The sequence below is a fragment of the Mangrovimonas xylaniphaga genome (assembly GCF_001280435.1).
Classification (GTDB): Bacteria; Bacteroidota; Bacteroidia; order Flavobacteriales; family Flavobacteriaceae; genus Mangrovimonas_A; species Mangrovimonas_A xylaniphaga.
Map to the genome: position 1 here is coordinate 949,803 of NZ_LBIP01000013.1, position 22,215 is coordinate 972,017.

At 39.7% G+C, this 22,215-nt stretch carries 20 protein-coding genes and 1 pseudogene; 12 read left to right on the forward strand and 9 right to left on the reverse strand.

Annotation, left to right across the window (positions count from 1 at the left end; genetic code table 11):
* The first annotated feature begins 5 nt into the window (after positions 1 to 5).
* Positions 6 to 2,276 carry a translocation and assembly module lipoprotein TamL gene (gene tamL / locus ZA06_RS04240; protein ID WP_449405303.1) on the forward strand — a complete coding sequence of 757 codons (2,271 nt, stop codon included), beginning with the start codon at positions 6 to 8 and terminating at the stop codon, positions 2,274 to 2,276.
* Between the two features lie 8 nt (positions 2,277 to 2,284).
* On the opposite strand, the gene ZA06_RS04245 is transcribed toward tamL, so the two are convergent.
* Positions 2,285 to 2,773 (reverse strand): YceI family protein, encoded by a 489-nt coding sequence (locus ZA06_RS04245; protein WP_053976143.1) that lies wholly within the window; start codon positions 2,771 to 2,773, stop codon positions 2,285 to 2,287.
* A gap of 352 nt (positions 2,774 to 3,125) precedes the next feature.
* Here ZA06_RS04245 and ZA06_RS04250 point away from each other — a divergent pair, with 352 nt between their 5' ends.
* The 8 genes from ZA06_RS04250 (at position 3,126) to ZA06_RS04280 (ending at position 10,015) form a co-directional block, all read left to right on the forward strand.
* On the forward strand, positions 3,126 to 3,917 hold the full coding sequence (locus ZA06_RS04250) for a DUF2490 domain-containing protein (protein WP_082331927.1): 792 nt from the start codon (positions 3,126 to 3,128) through the stop codon (positions 3,915 to 3,917).
* Positions 3,918 to 4,011: 94 nt separating this feature from the next.
* Complete coding sequence (locus ZA06_RS16730; RefSeq protein ID WP_082331928.1) at positions 4,012 to 4,182, forward strand: DUF1059 domain-containing protein; 171 nt, start codon at positions 4,012 to 4,014, stop codon at positions 4,180 to 4,182.
* Positions 4,183 to 4,405: 223 nt separating this feature from the next.
* Positions 4,406 to 4,930, forward strand: coding sequence for a TrmH family RNA methyltransferase (locus tag ZA06_RS04255; RefSeq protein ID WP_053976145.1), 525 nt, complete (start codon positions 4,406 to 4,408; stop codon positions 4,928 to 4,930).
* Positions 4,931 to 5,110: 180 nt separating this feature from the next.
* Positions 5,111 to 7,243: a T9SS type B sorting domain-containing protein gene (locus tag ZA06_RS04260; RefSeq protein ID WP_157503089.1), complete on the forward strand. Its 2,133-nt coding sequence runs from the start codon at positions 5,111 to 5,113 to the stop codon at positions 7,241 to 7,243.
* A gap of 79 nt (positions 7,244 to 7,322) precedes the next feature.
* Entirely contained in the window at positions 7,323 to 7,892 is a 570-nt protein-coding gene (locus ZA06_RS04265) for a DUF4256 domain-containing protein (RefSeq protein ID WP_053976147.1), read from the forward strand.
* A 128-nt stretch (positions 7,893 to 8,020) separates the two neighbouring features.
* Positions 8,021 to 8,680, forward strand: coding sequence for an outer membrane protein (locus ZA06_RS04270; protein ID WP_157503091.1), 660 nt, complete (start codon positions 8,021 to 8,023; stop codon positions 8,678 to 8,680).
* A gap of 135 nt (positions 8,681 to 8,815) precedes the next feature.
* On the forward strand, positions 8,816 to 9,313 hold the full coding sequence (locus tag ZA06_RS04275) for a DinB family protein (protein WP_053976149.1): 498 nt from the start codon (positions 8,816 to 8,818) through the stop codon (positions 9,311 to 9,313).
* A gap of 18 nt (positions 9,314 to 9,331) precedes the next feature.
* Complete coding sequence (locus ZA06_RS04280; protein ID WP_082331929.1) at positions 9,332 to 10,015, forward strand: methyltransferase; 684 nt, start codon at positions 9,332 to 9,334, stop codon at positions 10,013 to 10,015.
* Positions 10,016 to 10,080: 65 nt separating this feature from the next.
* Here the strand turns inward: ZA06_RS04280 and katG are convergent, their stop codons facing one another.
* On the reverse strand, positions 10,081 to 12,354 hold the full coding sequence (gene katG, locus ZA06_RS04285) for a catalase/peroxidase HPI (RefSeq protein WP_053976151.1): 2,274 nt from the start codon (positions 12,352 to 12,354) through the stop codon (positions 10,081 to 10,083).
* A gap of 253 nt (positions 12,355 to 12,607) precedes the next feature.
* Between katG and ZA06_RS04290 the strand changes: the two genes are divergently transcribed.
* Positions 12,608 to 14,437, forward strand: a complete 1,830-nt coding sequence (locus tag ZA06_RS04290; protein ID WP_053976152.1) for a DUF885 domain-containing protein — start codon at positions 12,608 to 12,610, stop codon at positions 14,435 to 14,437.
* Positions 14,438 to 14,498: 61 nt separating this feature from the next.
* Here the strand turns inward: ZA06_RS04290 and ZA06_RS17250 are convergent.
* Positions 14,499 to 15,094 (reverse strand): annotated as a pseudogene (locus ZA06_RS17250) (peroxiredoxin-like family protein).
* Positions 15,095 to 15,249: 155 nt separating this feature from the next.
* Here ZA06_RS17250 and ZA06_RS04305 point away from each other — a divergent pair.
* Both ZA06_RS04305 and ZA06_RS04310 read left to right on the forward strand, forming a co-directional pair.
* Positions 15,250 to 16,062: a purine-nucleoside phosphorylase gene (locus ZA06_RS04305; protein ID WP_053976155.1), complete on the forward strand. Its 813-nt coding sequence runs from the start codon at positions 15,250 to 15,252 to the stop codon at positions 16,060 to 16,062.
* 88 nt (positions 16,063 to 16,150) lie between these two features.
* Positions 16,151 to 16,894 (forward strand): alpha/beta hydrolase, encoded by a 744-nt coding sequence (locus tag ZA06_RS04310; protein ID WP_240472199.1) that lies wholly within the window; start codon positions 16,151 to 16,153, stop codon positions 16,892 to 16,894.
* Here ZA06_RS04310 and ZA06_RS04315 read toward each other — a convergent pair.
* The 6 genes from ZA06_RS04315 to ZA06_RS04340 form a co-directional block, all read right to left on the reverse strand.
* Positions 16,891 to 17,670 carry an RMD1 family protein gene (locus ZA06_RS04315; RefSeq protein WP_053976157.1) on the reverse strand — a complete coding sequence of 260 codons (780 nt, stop codon included), beginning with the start codon at positions 17,668 to 17,670 and terminating at the stop codon, positions 16,891 to 16,893. The genes ZA06_RS04310 and ZA06_RS04315 overlap by 4 nt on opposite strands.
* Entirely contained in the window at positions 17,670 to 18,083 is a 414-nt protein-coding gene (locus tag ZA06_RS04320; RefSeq protein ID WP_053976158.1) for a VOC family protein, read from the reverse strand. The genes ZA06_RS04315 and ZA06_RS04320 overlap by 1 nt, the downstream gene beginning before the upstream one ends.
* Positions 18,084 to 18,279: 196 nt before the next feature.
* Positions 18,280 to 18,603 carry a hypothetical protein gene (locus tag ZA06_RS04325; protein ID WP_053976159.1) on the reverse strand — a complete coding sequence of 108 codons (324 nt, stop codon included), beginning with the start codon at positions 18,601 to 18,603 and terminating at the stop codon, positions 18,280 to 18,282.
* A gap of 2 nt (positions 18,604 to 18,605) precedes the next feature.
* Entirely contained in the window at positions 18,606 to 19,586 is a 981-nt protein-coding gene (locus ZA06_RS04330; protein WP_053976160.1) for a deoxyhypusine synthase family protein, read from the reverse strand.
* On the reverse strand, positions 19,570 to 20,514 hold the full coding sequence (gene speB / locus ZA06_RS04335) for an agmatinase (protein ID WP_053976161.1): 945 nt from the start codon (positions 20,512 to 20,514) through the stop codon (positions 19,570 to 19,572). The genes ZA06_RS04330 and speB overlap by 17 nt, the downstream gene beginning before the upstream one ends.
* Positions 20,504 to 21,904: an arginine decarboxylase gene (locus ZA06_RS04340; protein WP_053976162.1), complete on the reverse strand. Its 1,401-nt coding sequence runs from the start codon at positions 21,902 to 21,904 to the stop codon at positions 20,504 to 20,506. The genes speB and ZA06_RS04340 overlap by 11 nt, the downstream gene beginning before the upstream one ends.
* Positions 21,905 to 22,215: the final 311 nt, after the last annotated feature.

Consider the following 22,215-nt stretch of genomic DNA (forward strand, 5'->3'; position numbering starts at 1 on the left):
ACACGATTTCAAAATATCGCCATTATTACATCCTGCTTTTATCGATTTGGATGGTTCAATCCTGCTCTATTACAAAGCACATTCCTGAAGGTGAACACCTATACACCGGCGCCACGCTTTCAATGGAATCGGATTCTACAATTACCAACGAATCACTACTCAAGGACGAATTGAAAAAAGTGCTTTTGCCCGAGCCGAACTCTACCTTTTTAGGGATGCACCTAGGCTTATACTATTATTACAAAATGCAAAAGAAACATCCCGGATTTATCAACCGATGGCTATACAAAAAATATGGAGAGGAGCCTGTCTACCAATCGGATGTTGAAACTTCCGAAGTACGGGATCTTATCTTAAACCGATTGGAAAACCGTGGTTTCTTTTACAGTAGTGCCGATTCGGAAATAACCGAAGAAGATTACAAAAGTTCTGTTCATTATACTGCCAGAATTGCACCGCCTTATACCATGGAACGCTATGAACTGGATTCGTTCTCAGACCCCATTCATTCCGAAATTGCCCAAACCCTTAACAACACCCCTTTCAAAAAAGGCATGCGCTTTGACCTTTCCAATTTTGAATTGGAGCGCAGTAGAATTGATGCTGAATTGAAACAAAAAGGCTATTACAACTTCAACTCGCAGTTTTTAATTTTTGAAGCCGATACCAATCGCTACAAAAACAAACGCTTCGATCTTTATCTGCGACTGAAAAAGGAAGTGCCTCAAAAGGCTCAAGTTCCTTACAAAATCACTAAGGTGAACATCTACTCCAATTATGATTTGGCGAAGGACTCTTTGGTTTCAAACCCTACTAGGTTCAACAACAAAAATTTTATAGAAACGGAACCCTTTTTCAAACCAAAATACCTCGACCCATTTGTCACTCTGGAAGAAGGGCAACTTTACAACCCACAAAAGTCCAGAAATACTGCCAGACGACTCTCTACCATAGGCGCCTATAAATATGTGAACATTCAGTACAAGGAAATAGACTCGCTCACCAATGATTCCCTTGGGCATTTACAAGCCGACATTTATTTATCGCCGTTGAACAAACGAAGTTTAAGAACCGAACTGCAGGCCGTGTCCAAATCCAACAACTTTGCAGGCCCTGCTTTGGCCATTACCTATACCAACCGTAACATTTTTAGCGGCGGCGAAACCTTTAGTGTGAGTGGAAAATTAGGATTTGAAAAGCAAATTGCCAGCGGCAACAGCAATAGCCTTAACAGTACCGAGTTGGGTATTAAAAGTGAACTTGTGGTACCACGCATGCTCTTCCCCATTAAATTTGACGACAATTATTTTAAATACTCCATTCCAAAAACCAAAACCTCATTGGGCATTGATTATTTAAGCCGAAGTAATTTGTACGCCCTGCTATCGGGCAATATAAAATTCGGATATACTTGGGATGCTAATAAGTTTGTGACGCACGAAATCAATCCTGTCACTGTCAACTACACCCAACTTTTGAACACTTCCCCAGAATTTGAACAGATTCTGGATGAAAACCCTTATTTACAGGAAAGTTTTGACCAAGAGTTTATTTCGGGGCTTATGTATTCCTTTACATACAACGGCATGGTAAATAACAAAGATAAACACCAATTTTATTTTAACGCCACTTTTGACATTGCAGGAAATTCGATTAGTTTATTTGGAAAAGATCAAGGTGCCAATCAACCCAAAACCTTTTTGGGGCTCGCCTATGCACAATACGCCAAACTGGATCTGGATTTTCATTACCATTTGGACATAGGAAAACAACAGGTGATTGCCACTAGATTGTTTGGTGGCTATGGATTGGCCTATGGAAATTCAAACATCCTCCCCTTTGTGAAACAATATTATGCAGGAGGACCTTATAGCGTTAGATCTTTTAGAATACGCTCTTTGGGACCTGGAACTTTTAGTGAAGAAACCGATAATGACGACACCTACATAGATCAAGCTGGAAATATCAGGTTGGAAGCCAATATTGAATATCGCTTTCCTATTATCTCCTTCTTAAAAGGAGCCGTTTTTGTGGATGCCGGTAACATTTGGAATTCCAAAGAAAATGAAACCCTTCCCGGAGGGAAATTCAGTAGTTCGTTTATCAATGAATTGGGAATGGGAGCCGGCATTGGCGCTCGAATTGATATCCAAGGCTTTGTGGTTAGATTTGATTTGGCAGCACCATTTCACGACCCATCCCTACCCGAAGGACAGCGTTATGACTTTAGAATTGATGAGCCTATTTTCAACTTCGCCATTGGCTACCCTTTCTAACAATTACATCAATCTTTTCGCAACAGGGCATCTACTCCCATTTCGTGCTCATCTTTCACTTTCATCAATGCTTTTGTAGGCGGTTCAAGATTATAATCTGTAATCAACAGCTTCCATGAAGCTTTTAAACGCAGTCCATCCTTTTCCTTGCTAAACTCCAAGGGAATACTTACCTCCTTGGAAGTGCCCACCAATGTAAACGTACCTCGGGCAGTAATGGTTTGCGAACCTAGAGATTCCACATCTAAAGGTTGCTCCAAAGTTCCTTTAAACGTCACATAAGTATATTCCTTGCTTTTTAACAATTCAAACATGTGTTCATTTCGTTTATTGATTCCTGTATCTATGGAATTCACAGCTACATGAAACTCAAATTCCCCGGTATCAACATCCAAATGTCCTTTTAATTCTTTAGACTCTCCTGTATAGGAGTTAATGGAAATTTTCGCCCTGAAGAAAGCTGTTCCATTGGCCACATCATAGGTCTGGGATTTCATAACATAACTGCTGCACAACAAGAATCCTATCAACAGTATACGTAGTGTTTTAACACATAGTTCCATAATACGTTTTTGAAAAATTGCTTTATTAAAGTTACGCATAATTAGCTAAAAAAGAGACTGGAAAATAATTCCCAAAAAGTCCGAAATAATTTAAAATAATTACTCCAACATTTTTTAATACATCACCTTAAATACTTTTGAATTGAATAAAAATATCTCCCCATCATATACGCGTCCTTTCAATTTTCTTGATATTTTTATAGAGCGCAATAGTTTATCACAACGCTTTTTAAGCGTTTAAAGCAATCCTGCAAGGGCATTGCTATAGGTCTCAAAACAGCAACATATGGCAGTATACAAGTGTTTCCTTTCTAAGGCTAAATATTTCTTGTGCCCTTCAAAGCTATGGTTGGCAGTACTGTTTTGTTGCTTGTACGCCACTACAAACCTATATGCACAAACCGAGGAACCTCAGGTTGAGGACACCTCAGACTTCACCCGACAGCTATGGGTAGATTTCAGGCCCTATTGGAACATTGGCTCCAACCAACGCTTTACCCTGGAAGTTGGCTACCGCACCGTTTGGCCCAAACATTGGCACCGCTTTGTTACCCGGCTCCATTACCAATACACAACAGATACCCTTCTGTTTAAAGCCTTTAAACACAAAGAAACCCTGTATGCAGGAGCTGGTCTGTTTTTTCTAAGTTCCAAAAGAGATATCAACTCTTTAGAGATACGGCCCCACCAAGGGTATACCTTTGCCTTTAATTGGGCCCCGCGCTTTGAGTTTGCCCAGTCCATTCAGCTGGAAGAGCGCTTTATGTTTACAGAGTTAGACGATGACGATGTGTTTGGGATGCGTTTGCGCTACAAGGTAAAGGGTACCATTGGCTTGGAAGGTGTTGGCTTTGGAGAAGAACAGGGCTTTTATGTTCCCTTGGAAATAGAGTTCTTTTTCAATTTGATAAAGTCTACCCAGTTTAACGATGTCATTCGTATAACCCCTGGCATAGGCTACAAAATCAACAAAGGGTTTAAAATTGAAGCCAATGCCGCCTACCACTACACCAAATACGAGGTATATGAGCGCACCAACGATATCGTTTTTAGATTGAAGGTGTTTAAGAAGTTTTAAAGCATAAAGCCTTATACCTCAATATTTTTTCTTAAATTAAAACTCACGCCCCTGGTAAAGAGAAACTTAAACAATAAATATAAATTAAGTACTCATGGAAAAAACAATTAAATGCAGGGATGTTGGGTTTGACTGTGATGGTGTTATCAAAGCCAGCTCAGAGGAAGAAGCCCTAAAAATGGCGGCCGAACACGCCAAAACCGTACACGGCTTAACCGAGATTACACCCGAAGTGGTTGAAAAAATCAAATCGGTGATGACTTGACACTTAAGCAATACCCCAAGGGATTTGTCTTCTATACATTATTAAAACATAATGGAAGTATAGGGTTTCCTTTGAAACAGTAGCGTCTTGATAATCGCGCTAGCAAGTGTCTCCCTTCCTAAGCACATAATTTATTTTAGCCATAACATTCAAAGCCAGTGACCATAAAAACGTGACTGGCTTTTTAATTTGTAATACCTTCGCATAAATTGGATACCCTAACTTGAAACAACCTGTGAGCACACCACAACTTATCGCCGTTTTGGAAAACCCCAACTATATCATGAACATTGGCACCGTAATAAGAAACGTCAATGCCCTTGGGGTAGACAAGCTTTATGTTATTGACGGCCTTAACCGCCTTGAAAGCGATTTGGAACAACTCCGCCAGCGCAAATCTATTCTAAAACACTCCAAAGGCGCCGTAAAATACACCCATGTACAACGCTTTGACACTACCGATGAATGCTTTGACTTTTTGGAGAAACAAGGATTTTGCAGCATGGCAACCTCACCACATAGCCACGAAGTTCAACATTACCGCCTCCCCGAAAGCCCATTAACCCAGCCCCAATTGGCCATTTGGTTTGGCGATGAGGCCAATGGCCTAAGTGATACCGTGCTACAACGCTGCCAGTTTTGCATTAGCATTGATATGATGGGCAATGTAGAAAGTTTGAATTTGTCCACCGCAACCGGCATTGTGCTTTACGAAGCCCTTAGGCAACGCCGGAACATGCCAACTTAAAGTTCTTATAAAACAATATAGTACCCTTTAAAACACTAGCAGCCCACAACAATTGATTGTCGATAGTTTTTAGGGATTTGTAGATGACTTTTCCACAGCAGTAGATCTCTTTTTGAGGACACCTCAACATTAGGCTAATTTGTAAACAAAAAGACCTTGTTTACAAAATCACTTTATTCTTTGCTGTTAATTATTACAGCAATCTGTTCGGTAAACGCTCAACTGTGCGAGGGCAGTTTGGGGGACCCTATTGTAAATATAGATTTTGGTTCGGGAACCGCTACCCATGGTTCGCCTTTGGGCAGTGATATCACCAGTTATAGTTGGACCACGGCCGATTTTCCACAGGATGGCTACTATACCATAGAAAGCACCACCAACACCCCAAACACTTGGTGGACCACAACAGACCATACGGGAGGTGGATACATGATGGTAGTGAATGCCAGTTTTTCCATCACCGATTATTTTTATAAGAAAACCGTAACTGGACTTTGCCCTAATACTACCTATGAGTTCGCGGTATGGATCATGAACCTGCTCCGAAGTACCGACAACAGCTTGCCAAACATTACCCTGACCATTGAACAGGAAGATGGCACAATCTTGAACTCATATAATACCGGAGACATCCCTTTGCAGTCTAGCGCGGTTTGGAAACAGTATGGCTTCTACTTTACCACACCCGCCAATATTGAAACAGTCGTAATAAGAATGCGCAACAACAAGGTAGGCGCTGCACCTGGAAATGACATTGCCTTAGATGATATTACTTTTCGTCCCTGCGGGCCAACAGTCACCACAGCCGTGGAAGATGAATCGAGCGCCACCCTAACAGTCTGCGAAAACGAAACGGTAAACTATACCTTGCAGGGCACCGTGTCCTCCGGATATACCAATCCTATGTACCAATGGCAATCTAGTACCGACGAGGGAAGCACCTGGATAGATATTCCGGGAGCCACAGCTATTGACTATACGTTTACGGTAAGCTCAACACCGGGTACCTACATGTACCGATTAGCCGTTGCCGATGATGGCAATATCGAAACTGCGGCTTGTAGGATAGTTTCGGAGATCATTACCATTGAAGTATTGGAAACCCCGATGGTTTTGACCGGTGAAACAGAGCAGGAATTTTGCACAACACAACAGCCCACCGTATCAGATTTGGAAGTTAATGGATCGGCAGTTTGGTACGACAGTTTGGAAGGAGGCAACCAACTTTTGGATACCACGTCGTTGGTTAGTGGAGCTACATACTATGCTGCCCAAGAAACTGTAAACGGCTGTGAAAGTGATGAGCGTTTGGGCATAACCGTAACAATCGTTTCCCCTACCCTTGCCGTTTTTGATGTGTCGGATATTTTTTGTGACGAATTGAACAATGGGGAGGAAACCATTAACATCACCACATATGAAGCCGAAATGGCGACCTGTACCGATTGTATCTTTACGTACTTCACCTCTTTGGAAGGCGCTGAAAATGCTTCAGGAGATTCACAAATTAGCTCCCCGGAAGTCTATGAATTGACTTCAGAAGATGAAACTGTATTTGTTAGAATCGATTCTTATGATCAATGTTATCAAGTAGCCCAATTGAACTTGCAATTACAAAGTACTCCGGAGACTCCCTTAGAAGAAACTATGGTCCTTTGCGAAGATGCCACACTTACTCTGGATGCGGGTTCAGGGTTCTATGACTATCTATGGTCCACTGGAGAAACTTCTTCTTCCATAATGGTTTCCGAGATCGGCACCTATTCGGTGACCATTACCCAAGAGTTGGGTGATATATTCTGTTCGTCAACTCTAGACATTGATGTGGTACTGGGCAATGCCCCTAATATACAAAACATCGTCATCGACGATTGGAGCGATTCCCAAAATTCCATAACCATCAATCTTACGGACAGCAGTATTGGGAATTATGAATATTCTATAGATGGTTTTATATTTCAGGACAGCAATGTGTTTACAGACCTGCCAAGTGGCGAGTATACGGTATATGTACAGGAGAAAAATGGCTGCGGAAATGCTTCGGAAGTGGTATACCTGCTGTATTACAGAAAGTTTTTCACCCCCAACGGCGATACCTACAATGACACTTGGAGCATTGAGTTTACCGACGAAGAGCCCACATTAACCACTAAAATCTATGACCGATATGGTAAGCTCTTGGCACACCTAGGGGCAGACGATGCTTGGGACGGTACGTTTAATGGCCGAATGATGCCATCCAATGACTATTGGTTTGTGGTAACACGAGCAAACGGCAAAACCCACACAGGTCATTTTACCTTGAAACGATAACTCATCTATTTTTAGTTCCTCTTAAGTTAAGGGCAAATATGTATCTTTAGGACACTGCAATTAGAAACAAGAGTCCAGGATGACAAACCCACAAATAAAACAGCTATCCACCGAAGCTTCAGAATCTATATTAAACACCTTGCAACAACGCTTTGAAGCGAATAAGCATCGTCACAACAATTTGGAATGGCAACATATAGCGTCTAAACTTCAAGACAGCCCTAGCAAGTTGTGGTCTTTGTTCCAAATGGAAGAAACAGGTGGCGAACCCGATGTGATTGATTACGATTCCTCTGCAGATACCTACCTGTTTGTGGATTGCGCTCCCGAAAGTCCTAAAGGTAGACGAAGTGCCTGCTATGACAAAGCGGCCCAAGAATCGCGTAAAAAGTTCAAACCCGAATACAACGTCCAAGATCTTGCTGCGGATATGGGCATTGAATTGCTCAACGAAACCCAATACCGACACCTACAAACCTTAGGCCATTTTGATGCCAAAACCTCCAGTTGGATTGTTACACCCGAAAACATCAGAAAATTAGGTGGCGCCCTCTTTGCCGATTACAGGTACGATACCATTTTTGTATACCACAATGGTGCCGAAAGCTACTATGCCTCCCGTGGTTTTAGAGGCTGCCTTCACGTTTAGACATCTTTACATTAGCTATTCGCTTTGCTGAAAACGCTTTCAATGTTAAGAAATAGCCAATAAGTTGTTAAGTGCTTTTGTTGGCACAAACATTGAAAGAAGAAGATTACAATCTTAAAAATTTAATTATGAAAAAAGTATTGATGATCTTCACAGTATTACTCCACGGTGCTTTAAGTGCACAAGAAAGTCCACAGGACAAAGACAACTTCCAAATAGACAAGGGTATTTGGAGCATTGAAGGGGATGTTTCCTTTAATTATGGAAAAAGTGAGAACCTCCAAAATTATATAGGAGAATCCACGGGATACGGCTTTGCCATTTCTCCTAAGGTTGGATACACCCTTAACAACAATTTAATTTTGGGCTTAGGATTTGACTACGCTCACACTTCTAGAGAGACTGAAAGGGAAGACCCCGCTGATAACTCCACAAATAAAACCGACCGCTATGGTATATTTCCATATATAAAAAAATACTTCCCTCTTAGCAAAAAATTAGCATTGCATGTTCAAGCTGAAACTAGATACACGAAATACAAACCAAGTATTGAGAATGCTTCAGCCGATATAACCACTAGCATGGAAAGCCATGAGTTGTTTATAGGCCTGCGACCTGGAATTTCCTATAGTTTATCAAAAAACATTTTAATGCAAGCAAACATAGGCGCTTTAGGATATAATTCTGGTAAATCTGAAAGAGATGGCGAGGACTACGCAAAAGGTAATTCCTTTGAATTCTCACTAAAGTCATCCAATATATATTTCGGACTTGTTTGGCTTATCTAAAAAGCGTAAGGAATAAACAATTGTCAAAAATTCAGAACTTAATTTATAGTACAAAGCAACAGAAGCCACTGCAATAATACAGTGGCTTTTTTGTAACTTGTAATTACCATATAGAGCCCATAAAAAACTAAAAAAATGGTGGATATTGAACATTTTATTACCAGTTTGGAGCACACTCCTGCAATTCTCCAAAACTTGTTGAATTATATCCCTACAGACCTGTACAAACTTAGACGTTTAGAAAACAAATGGAGCATTCATGAGCAAGTTTGCCATTTGGTGGGAGCGCAAGCAATCCTGATGGCGCGTTTTAAAAAATTTGAAACAGAAGAACACCCACACATTCAAAGCTACATCCCTGACGCAAAAAGACCTCATGACTATTACCTTCAACAAAACTTGGAAGCAGCCCTCGAAGCATTCCCAAGGCTAAGAAGCCAATTGGTGACAATGCTTAAAGGTTTTGATGATAGCTATTGGCAAAAAAGTGGTACCCACGATGCCTTTACGCCTTACAATACGCAGTTGTTACTTACCCATACCTTGAATGTAGATCATGTTCATTTGTTTAGTATTGAACAATTAGGATTGACTAAACCAGGCTTGGAAGCTGAAATCATGACACTTCCCTAACAAACAAAACAACCCAAAATGATCAAAAGCAGCTACAACCCAATATTTAAAAGACAGTTTTGGCACTTGGCCTTTCTTTTAGGTCTATTGATGGTTTTATCGCTGCTTTTTAGCAATCTCCCCAAATTAAGCGAAGGCCAACTTTGGGGGATTTCAACAAAAACTTGGAGCCTTTTGGCTATTGCCGTCCCTATTGTGCATCAAGTATATGTACTCTTGTGCTGGCGTTTCGAACTATATTTTCAGAGTCTTTCCAAATGGTTTGGTTCTAAAGGGTTTCAACTTTACAAAATTGGCTTTGCGGTTCTTATCCTCTTGCGCCCCATAAGCTTGGTTCTTTTGGCCATCTCCAATGCCCATACTTTACATTTACCTAGGTGGCTTTCACTGTTAGGATCACTCGTCTTGTTTATTCCTGCAGCGTATTTATTCTACTCTGTAAAAACCTATTTCGGAATGGATAGAGCCTTTGGCATTGATCACTTCTACCCCGAGCTATACAAAAACACGCCCATTGTAAGCCAAGGTATTTTTAAATACACCAGCAATGGCATGTATGTTTTTGGCTTCTTTCTACTTTGGATTCCTGGTTTGCTTTGGGAGTCGAAGACGGCCTTATGGCTTGCCCTCTTCAATCATTTATACATTTGGGTACATTACTACACTACGGAGAAGCCAGACATGGTAAAAATCTATGGATAAAACCCGTTTAATAAAAAAAGGCCAACCCTAAGGTCAGCCTCTTTCATTCTAATTAAAGGAACTATTTATTTATAGATCAAATCAAAGCGATCCAACTTCATTACCTTATCCCAAGCTGCCACGAAGTCTTTTACAAACTTAGCTTCAGCATCGGCACTTCCGTATACTTCTGCCAAGGCTCTTAACTCAGAGTTAGAACCAAAGATAAGGTCGGCACGAGTAGCAGTATACTTCAACTCACCAGTAGCTCTGTCTCTTCCTTCGAAGGTTTCTTTGGTGTCGTCGATAGCTTTCCACTCAGTGCTCATATCCAATAGATTTACAAAGAATCCATTGTTTAATTGTTCATTGCTATCTGTGAAAATTCCGTGCTTAGAACCGTCATAGTTAGCTCCCATAGCTCTCATTCCACCAACCAATACAGTCATTTCAGGAGCTGTAAGGGTTAACAATTGTGCTTTGTCCACCAACAATTCTTCTGTTGAAATGGTGTATTGCGTTTTCAAGTAGTTACGGAATCCGTCAGCCATTGGCTCCAACAATCCGAAAGATTCTACATCTGTTTGGTCTTGAATGGCATCCATACGTCCAGGTACAAATGGTACATTTACGCTATGTCCAGCGTTAGCCGCTGCCTTCTCAACTCCTGCTGCTCCAGCCAATACAATTAAATCGGCCATAGATACTTTCTTAGCTCCAGACTTAGCATTGAATTCCGCTTGAATGTTTTCAAGAACTCCCAATACTTTAGCCAATTGCTTAGGGTTGTTTACTTCCCAATCTTTTTGAGGCGCCAATCTAATTCTCGCACCGTTGGCACCACCTCTTCTGTCTGAACCTCTATAGGTAGATGCAGAAGCCCAAGCAGTACTTACCATTTCGTTAATCGTCAATCCTGAGTTAAGGATGCTAGCTTTCAAGCTTTCAATATCTTTTTTGTTGATCAATTCGTGGTTAACCGCAGGAATTGGATCTTGCCAAATCAAATCTTCAGTTGGCGCTTCAGGACCTAAATAGGTTGTTTTTGGCCCCATATCTCTGTGGGTCAACTTAAACCATGCACGAGCAAAAGCTTCGTTGAATGATTCTGGGTTCTCATAGAATTTTCTAGAAATCTTTTCAAAACTAGGATCCATTCTTAAAGACAAATCGGTAGTGAACATAGTAGGCTTGTGCTTCTTCTCAGAATCGTAAGCATCTGGCACCATCATTTTAGGCTCACCTTTGGCTACCCATTGGTGACCTCCAGCTGGGCTTTTAGTCAATTCCCATTCGTTTTCAAACAAACTGAAGAAGAACATATGACTCCATCTTGTAGGCGTAGCAGTCCAAGTTACTTCCAAACCAGAAGTAATGGCATCGGCACCTTTTCCAGACTTATAAGAACTCTTCCATCCAAAACCTTGCTCCTCTATTCCAGCACCTTCTGGATCTGCTCCTACATGAGTTGCAGGTCCTGCTCCGTGGGCTTTCCCTAAAGTATGTCCACCAGCGATAAGTGCAACTGTTTCCTCTTCATTCATTCCCATTCTACCAAACGTAGCGCGAATGTCGTCTGCTGCCAATAATGGATCTGGCACACCGTTAGGTCCTTCTGGGTTTACATAGATCAATCCCATTTGTACTGCTGCCAAAGGATTTTCTAATTCACGTTCTCCGGAGTAACGCTTTTCGTCACTTAACCATTCTTTCTCAGCTCCCCAGTATACATCAATTTCTGGTTCCCACATATCTTCTCTACCTCCAGCAAAACCAAAAGTTTCAAAGCCCATATCTTCCAAGGCAACGTTTCCTGTCAATACCATTAAATCGGCCCAAGAAATCTTCTTACCATACTTTTGTTTGATTGGCCAAATTAAACGTCTCGCCTTATCCAAGTTGGCGTTGTCTGGCCAGCTGTTAAGCGGTGCAAAACGTTGTTGTCCCGCACGTGATCCTCCACGACCATCGGCAGAACGATAGGTCCCGGCACTATGCCAAGCCATACGGATGAACAATCCTCCATAGTGACCAAAATCTGCTGGCCACCAATCTTGAGACTCTGTCAAAACTTTTCTAATATCTCCTTTAAGAGCGTTATAGTCTAGGCTGTTGAATTCTTCAATGTAATCAAAGTCTTCCGCCATTGGGTTAGACAAGTCTGAATTTTGTCTAAGAATCCCCAAGTTCAATTGATTTGGCCACCAATCGCTGTTGCTGGTCGCCTTCATATTGGAACTACTTTTCTTAGTGGCACCAGAACTGGCATCCACTTGAGCTGTGTGCTCTGAGTTTCCCTGACAGGCCACCATAGTTACACCTATGGCTACCAATAAGGCACGTGTTAGTGTTTTTTTCATATCCTTTATGCTTAGTTAATGAGATTTTACGGTGCAAGAATACTCCATATACCAATGGCCAACACTATAAGTACCATCAATAGTTTTTATTTTACCATCATTAAAATCAATACAGATTCACCATTTTAAATAAGAACCTTAAGCCCTTATAGTTAGAAAGCCCTTACAAAGGGGTTTCTTTACGAAATACCTGCTTATTCCAAAAAAAGATTAGTTTTACAACCATCATGATTTTAAAACACATAAGTTATTTATGAAAACTTTACGATTAACCCTTGCTTCCCTAGCCATGATAAGTCTTGTGGGCTGTGGAGAAGACAAAGCGCAAAAAGATAAAACGGAGTTCACAGTAGATCTCATTAAAGAGAATTCAGATAAAGCCAATGCCTTTTTTGATAAAAGTTTCGATCTTGGCCTTGATCGCTCCCCAATGGAACAAAGTTATTTGGGCATAAAAAAAGACTACGATAAATGGGATGATATTTCTCCAGAACATTTGGATGAATCTCTGGAAATTGCCAAAACAGAATTGCAATACGCCAAAGATTCCATTGATCCCAAAGCTTTAGATACCCAAACAAAACTGAGCTATAAATTATTTGTTGAAGGCTTGGAGCATAACATTGCAGATTACAAATGGCGTTTTTACAACTATCCTGTCAACCAAATGCATGGGATGCACTCAGAAATACCATCATTCTTAATTAACATTCACACAGTAGCAGATTCCAGTGATGCAGTTGCCTACATTTCCAGACTGAAAGGGGTTGAACCCTTATTTGACCAATTGATTAAGAATTTGGAAATTCGTGAAACCAACGGTATTGTAACTCCAAAATTTGTATTCCCAAGAGTCATTGAAGACTGCAAAAATATTATCAAAGGTGCTCCTTTTGATACAGGTTCGCCTTCTACCCTTCTTAATGATTTTGAAACCAAAGTAAATGCCTTGACTATTGCTGACACCAATAAAGCAGCTTTGATCAATGATGCAGAAGAAGCATTAAAAACCAGCGTAAAACCAGGCTATGATAAACTCATCGCATTTTTGGAATCCCAAGCTACCAGAGCTACTACAGATGACGGTTGTTGGAAATTCCCTGAAGGCGAAGCATTTTACCAAAACCGTTTACAACGCATTACCACCACCAATCTAACTGCTGATGAAATCCATGAAATAGGATTGAAAGAAGTGGCTCGTATTCATGGTGAGATGAAGGAAATCATGAAAGAGGTAAACTTTGAAGGCAGCTTACAGGACTTCTTTAAATTCTTAAAAGAAGACGAGCAGTTTTACTATCCAAATACCGAAGAAGGCAAAGCGGAATATATTGCTAAAGCTACGGACATCATCAACACGATGCGCGGACGTTTGGATGATATTTTTATTACCAAACCTAAAGCTGAAATCCAAGTAAAACGCGTAGAAGCCTTTCGTGAAAACTCAGCTGGAAAAGCTTTTTACAATTCAGGAACCCCAGACGGGTCACGTCCTGGAACTTACTATGCCAATCTAGCCAACACCAAAAACATGCCTAAATTTGAAATGGAGGCCTTAGCGTATCACGAAGGTATTCCTGGTCACCATATGGACAGAAGCATTGCTCAAGAGCTAACCGGGATTCCTAAATTCAGAAAATTTGGAAGCTACACCGCTTATGTTGAAGGTTGGGGACTTTACAGTGAGTTCATCCCTAAAGAAATGGGCTTCTATGAAGATCCTTACTCTAACTATGGGCGTTTGGCCATGGAACTTTGGAGAGCCTGCCGCTTAGTTGTCGATACAGGAATCCATGCAAAAAAATGGACTAGACAAGAAGGTATCGATTATTATATGACCAATACTTCTGGTAGCGACCGCGAATGTGTGCGTATGGTAGAGCGCCATATTGTGATGCCAGGACAGGCTACGGCCTACAAAATTGGAATGCTCAAGATTTTGGAATTGCGTAAGATGGCCAAGGAAAAATTGGGAGATAAGTTCGATCTTAGAGAATTCCATGAAGTGGTATTGACCAATGGAGCCGTTCCTTTAAGCGTGTTGGAAGATTTGGTTAACGAATGGATTGCCTCCAAAGAATAATCAAAAAACAATAATCCTAGATAAAAAAAGCCGAGATGTAATTGTCTCGGCTTTTGCATTTTTATTCCTCTTTTAAAGTTTCCAAAACAGCTAGCAATAAGGGCGTACTTAACCGCACCTTATAATTAGGATTGATATATTCAAACAGAATATTGCCGGAAGTATTCAACACAAAAACAGAAGGCACGGGCAAAATATTTGTAGCGTCCAATTTGGTTTTATTGGCGATGTACATTTTTGTCATGTCAGGAGTTTCAAACCCAATACCAAGCTCTTGTATTAATTTGGCCTCAGGATCGGCATACACTTGGTAATTCATGGCATGCGTAAAAACTGTCGGCTTCAAATATTTGAAATGATCTGGGCTTATTGCAATTATTTGGTAACCCAAATCCAAAATTTCTTGTTCTGCCTCAGCCAAAGCCCCAGCTGAGTATTACAATAAGGACACCAGCCTCCTCTATAAAATACCAGAACCGTTGGCTTTTCCTTTATCAAATTTTGCAGAGACACTTCATCTCCATTAAGATCCAAAACCTTGGCTTTTGGAATGGTTTCCCCTACAAGTAAAGGACTAACATCTTCTGCTTGTTTAGGAATTTGTGACTGAAGCATTAAGGTAAAACAGCAAAATAGAATGAGTAATTTGGAAGTCATGTGTTATTTCAATTTAGTTTATAGGTGTATTATTACAATTTCTACCTTTGGTCTTGGCAATGACCTACGCCTTACATTTAGCAACAATTTAGCTATTTAATTGTTTGAAATTCGTGGTATAATGGATATTTTTGAAAGTAATAAACGTACTGCACATGATTAACTACATCACTGAAACCGTTGAGTATTTAAAGGAAAAAGGATTTGACGCTCCCGAAGTGGGTATCATCTTAGGAACTGGCTTGGGCTCCTTAGTTGACGATGTCACCATTTTAAAGGAAGTCAGCTATAACCACATCCCTAATTTTCCCACCGCCACGGTTGAATTCCATAAAGGAAAATTGATTTATGGAGAACTGGAAGGCAAAAAAGTAGTGATCATGCAGGGGCGTTTTCACTTTTACGAAGGCTATTCGTTACAGGACGTTACGTACCCGGTACGCATCATGGAGAAACTGGGCATCCACACCCTTTTAGTTTCTAATGCTTCAGGTGCCATCAATCTTGAATTTAAGAAAGGTGAATTGATGCTTATCACTGACCACATTAACTTGTTGGGAAATTCTCCATTGGCTTTTAAAGGAGTGTCTCAATTAGGAGAACGTTTTGCCGATATGAGTCAGCCCTATGATGACGAATTGAACAATACCCTTAGAGCATTGGCACAACAACATAACATTAAATTGAACGAAGGTGTTTATGCGAGTGTATTGGGACCTCAATTAGAAACCAAGGCCGAATATCGTATGTTGAAGATTTTAGGAGCCGATGCTGTTGGTATGAGTACCGTTCCTGAAATTATTGTGGCCAACCATTTAAAATTACGTGCGGTGGCTATTTCTGTCTTGACCGATGAAGGTGATCCGGACAATCTACAGCCTGTGAATATTGATGATATAATTGCCACAGCCGCTTTGGCCGAGCCCAATTTAATTGTCCTTACCAAGGCTTTTATAGCTTCTCTTTAGTTCTCTTAGATTGAAAATAAATCCAAAGAAAATACTCAGGCGATTTCTACGCATCCTTCTGGGGCTGGTAATATTATATTTTGCCACTTTGACCTTTTTATACTTTAAACAAGAACGATTTTTCTTCAATCCCAAACTTTTGGACAAGGCCTATGCCTTTCAGTTCAAACAACCTTTTGAAGAGTTCAATATTGAAGTGGAAGACCATATTTCTTTGAACGCAGTCCTGTTTAAAACCCACAATCCAAAAGGTGTTATTTTGTATCTGCACGGCAATGCCGGAGCTATCCATGATTGGGGAAAACGGGCACCACTTTACTTAGGTAATGGTTACGACATTCTCTTTGTGGATTATCGAGGCTATGGAAAAAGTGATGGGGAATACACTAACAGCGACCAACTTTTCAACGATGTGCAAAAGGTCTACGACTTTACCAAAACACATTATTCTGAAGATAACATTGTAGTATTGGGCTTTTCTTTGGGCTCTGGCCTAGCGGCTTACCTAGCCGCCAATAACCATCCAAAAATGCTCATCTTAAATGCTCCCTATTACTCTTGGCAAACCTTGATCACGGAAGAAATTGCACCACCCGTGCCAAAGTTTCTATTGAAATATGACATCCCAACCTATCAATTCATCAAGGATATTAAGTGCCCAATCTATATGTTCCATGGTACTAAAGATTTCTTGATTAAGACTGAAACGAATTCTCAAAAATTACAGCAACTCAACCCCAACAACATTGAGTTAACCCTTATACAAGAAGCCTCTCACAATAGCATTCACATTTCTAAACAGTACTACGACGCGCTAAAAAAGATCCTTTAGAGGATTAATTTGGCGATAAACAAATCAACCACTTCTATTACAATAAGAATGATGATGATCCACTCCAACCTACTGCTTTCATTGTGGTCCATGATATCTTTGAAAAGCTCCAAATTTTCTTTGATGATTTCAATGCGGTCGTGAATAAGGTTATAGCGATCCTTTAAATCGAAGGATTGTTTTAAGTCGTAGTTAAGTTTGTTGAGCTGTTCGTTTTCCCAGGTTATTATGGGTGCATCAAAAATATAGAGGTTTTCGGAAATCCTGTTTTTAATATTCAGTACCTTCCCGATAAAGCGTTTCAATTTGTTACCGGAAATATCCAATTTACCATTGGTTTCCAAATATTGGGTATGCCTATTGGTTTCAATAAGCAATTCTTCGGTAATTTCAGAATAACGGTTTAAAGCCACAGATTGTGAAGCATTGAGCATGACCAACCGAACCATTTCACTATTGATCTCTGGAAGTATTACCTGTTCAAATTCCACCTTCAAAATTCCAGATTGGATGACCACTTCAACTTCTTCAGAGATTCTATCATCCATGAAATCCCTACAGAAAGGTTTGATCTTCTCCAAAGCATCTTCAATTTCCTGTGAAGACATATTGAAAAAACTCACCATGCCATATTGGAAAATATAAAAGAATTTCGTTTCGGCAACACGATAGAATAGTTCATCGCTGTCTGAAAACAACAGTCGCCAACCCAACCTATTCCTACACTCCCTAATCTGAATAGCCGCGGCTATTTGGTAGGCAATTACAGTATACATTAGTATTTAAAAATTTCGTCTGGATTTGTAAAACATTTAAACTCTACAGTGTAATCATTGGGATCCTTTATAAAAAAGGATTGGTGCTCACCTGATTTCCCAGAGAGAAAATCTAGTTCGGATTGTAGCAGCTCCTCCTTTTGACTTAATTTTTGAAACAACACTTTCCATGATCGGCGATCTAATATCACTCCAAAATGAAACGAAGGCAATATCTGCCCTCCGAAACTGTAGTTTTTGAAATCAAAATTGAAGGGGCCACTTTTGGTAAAGGTAATTTGGTGCCCAAACAAATCGATATCTACCCAATTCTGGGAAGAACGCCCAGCTTTGGCGCCCAATACGTCTGTATAAAACGCTTTGGTTTTACTAATACTCAAACAGGGCAATGAGAGGTGAAATTGAGTTTCCATAGGCCATTGATTTATATAAATTTAGAGTATTTTTTGACACACAGTACAGTTGGCAACAAAAAATAGACCTTTGAAAACACAAAAAAAATCTGTAAAACTTGAGAGAAAAAAAGCTGCTCAAATTGAGCAGCTTTTTCTGTATTTTGAAATATTCCACCTTTTTGAAAGACATATTTCACAGATGAATTATGACGTTTTAATCCTCGTCGCTACTCTCGTCTTCTACAGGTAGCTCAGGATCTTGAACAGCTTCCGGATCGTTGCTGTCGTAATCTTCATAATCATCTTCATCATAGTTTTCCATCGTCACGGCAAGCTTGGTACTTACTTTTACCAAGTACTTGGTATCCTCTGTTGACACCTCCACACATTCTACCCATTCATTTTTGGCATTCTTGAAAGATATAATTTGGTCGTCATCATATCCATCAGGATACTTTTGTACCAAAAGGGACAAAATTTCAGGGGTTAGCTTTTTAAAGTCAACTATTACACGTTTTCTATTGTCTTTCTTATTCATAATTACATGTCTAATAAATAGGCAAAAATTAGAGGTGCAACGATGGTTGCATCACTTTCTATTATATATTTTGGTGTATCTATATCTAATTTACCCCAAGTTATTTTCTCATTAGGAACAGCGCCTGAATAAGATCCATAACTGGTGGTTGAATCACTAATTTGGCAGAAATAACTCCAGAACGGGGTATCTGTTCTTTCCATATCCTGATACAGCATCGGTACCACACAAATAGGGAAATCTCCAGCGATACCTCCTCCTATTTGGAAGAACCCAATTCCGTTTTCAGAATTCTCTGTATACCAATCTGCCAAGAAGGTCATGTATTCAATTCCAGACTTCATTGTACTGGCTTTCAACTCACCTTTAAGAACGTAGCTTGCAAAGATATTACCCATGGTACTGTCTTCCCAACCTGGTACAATAATAGGCAAATTCTTTTCCGCAGCCGCATACATCCAAGAATCTTTTAGGTCGATTTCGTAGTATTCTTCCAAGACTCCAGACAACAGCATTTTATACATAAATTCGTGTGGAAAATAACGTTCGCCATTGTCTTCTGCATCTTTCCAAATTTTATGAATATGCTTTTGAAGACGTCTGAACGCTTCTTCTTCTGGGATACAAGTATCGGTTACCCTATTCAATCCCTGCTCCAATAAATCCCATTCTTCCTGAGGCGTCAAATCTCTATAATTTGGCACTCTTTTGTAATGGGAATGTGCCACTAAATTCATGATATCCTCTTCCAAGTTGGCACCTGTACAAGAAATAATCTGTACTTTATCTTGGCGAATCATTTCGGCAAATATCTTACCTAATTCTGCCGTACTCATGGCTCCAGCCAAGGACACCAACATTTTGGCTCCCTTGTTTAATTGTTCTTCATAACCCTTTGCAGCATCTACAAGAGCAGCCGCATTGAAATGTAAATAGTACTTTTCAATGAACTGTGAAATATGTCCTTTAGTTGTCGTCGTCATTATCACTAAATTTAGAAAATTTATTTATACCTAAACTATTCTCGTTAAAATTATTATCAAAATCTTCATCAGCCTCACTTCCTAAGAATTTGTAAGACAGCATTTTATAATACAAGGTTGCACTTAAAAAGTCTGAAGCTTTGCTATTTTCATTTGGACAAAGCCCTACAATATTAAAACCAACCACGTTGCGCTCTTCAAACACCTGTTTCAAGAATTCCAAGGTTTCGTACCAAAACAAGCCTCCTGGTTGTGGTTTGCCTACACTTGGCATGATGGAAACGTCTAAAGCATCCAAATCGAAAGAAATGAATACATTATCAGTTAACTGATCGACTACGTTGTCCATCCAGGCATCATCTACAGCCATTTCGTGGGCAAAGTAGATTTTTTCTTCATCCATTACGGAAGTTTCCTTGATATCCATAGAACGAATACCAACCTGAATCAAATTTGTAGTTTGACTCGCTTCGTACATGGCACAAGCCTGATTGAATTTGGAACCATTGTATGACTTACGCAAAGAGGCATGGGCATCGATATGCAAAACCGTAAGGTTATCGAAAAGCTCGTTGAAAGCTCTAACACTTCCAATGGAAACGGAATGCTCCCCTCCAAACAAAGTTACAAATTTATTGCGCTTAATATACTTTTTTGTGGCTTCATGAACAGCCTCCACCACGGCTTCCGGAGAAGCATTTTCAGTTACGGGATTTGAAAGATAAATTCCTTGTTTGTATACTTCGGTATCGGTTTCTATGTCATAAAGTTCCATATGTTCCGAAGCATTCAAAAAGGCTTCAGGGCCTTTGTCGGCACCTGTTTGCCCAGTACTTGCACCCTCATAAGGTACAGGGATCAACACAATTTTTGAACTGTCTAACTTGGAATATTCCTCAGAAATCCCAGCATAAGATTTATTGCTCATGGTAACCTAAAATTTTAAGTAAGTCTTCACTTTTTTGTTGTTCACTAAATAATTTTGTTGTGATGTTGCCATCTTCGTCTTTGTCTATTAATATATGTTTTGGCGTCGGGATCAAACAGTGTTGCAGCCCTCCAAATCCGCCAATGGTTTCTTGATAGGCCCCTGTGTTAAAGAACCCTATATACAGTGGTTTATCTTTGTTGTACTTAGGCAGATAAATCGCATTCATGTGCTGTTCGCTATTGTAATAATCGTCACTATCGCAGGTCAAACCACCAAGTAATACGCGTTCATAAGTATCGTTCCATCTATTTACCGGCAGCATCACAAAACGCTTATTGATGGCCCAGGTATCAGGCAAGGTCGTGATGAACGAAGAGTTGATCATGTTCCATTTTTCACGATCGTTTTGTTGTTTTTGATACAACACTTCGTAAATGGCACCTCCACTTTCACCAACGGTAAAGCTTCCAAATTCAGTAAATATATTAGGAACGTCTACTTCTTCTTCTTGACAGAATAAGTTGATTTGGTTAACGATTTCATCAACCATGTATTCGTAATCAAACTCAAATCCCAATGAATTTTTAATTGGGAAACCACCACCAATGTTCAAACTGTCTAAGGTTGGACAAATTCTTTTCAAGCTTACATATACTTTCAAACATTTGGCAAGCTCGTTCCAATAGTAGGCATTATCGCGAATTCCCGTATTGATGAAGAAATGCAACATTTTTAGTTCTACCTTCTTGTTGTCCTTGATCTGTTTGTTGTAAAAAGGCACTATATTTTTGTAGCCAATTCCCAATCTAGATGTATAAAACTCAAATTTTGGCTCCTCCTCAGAGGCAATGCGTATTCCAACTTTATACTTCCCCTTGATTTCTTGGGAAAGCAAATCCAATTCCTCATAATTATCGATAATTGGAATACAGTTTTTGTGACCTTCATTGATCAATCTTGCAATATTGGTAATGTATTGCGCTCGTTTGAACCCATTACTGATCACATAGGTCTTATTGGTAATTTTCCCTTCCTTTTTTAGGGACTCCACAATATCAATATCAAATGCCGAAGAGGTTTCAATATGAATATCATTCTTCAAAGCCTCGTTCAACACATGTTTAAAGTGCGAACTCTTGGTGCAGTAACAATAGTTGTACTTGCCTTTGTAATCATGCTTTTTAATAGCAGCAGCAAACCACTGTTTGGCCTTGTTGATATTATTTGAAATTTGTGGTAAATAGGTGAATTTTAATGGAGCACCATAGGCCTCCACCAACTTCATTAAATCTATATCGTGAAACTGCAGGTTGCTTCCTTCCAGTTTAAATTCTTCTTGCGGAAAATAAAAGGACTGATTGATTAAATCAATATATTTTGTATTCATTTTTTATTTTAAAGTTTAAAGGTGTGAATTATGGTCTAATTCAATATTAAATTAAGAATAAAAAAAGAATATCAAAGCTGTAATTGAGCTTCGGTTGTAGGAATAAAGCCATAACAATGTTGGCTCACCAGAGGGTTTCGGGCGGAAGTTAGCTTTAAAATTCGGATACTCATCTTATGAGTTACTTTTGAATATGACTTCCTAATTTTCAAAAGCCCGAACATAAAAACAGTACTCATTTGTTCAGCTATAAGAAGTACAAATGAAATATAAAATTTTGAATTAAAACCCTTTTTTTAGAAAAAATTCTA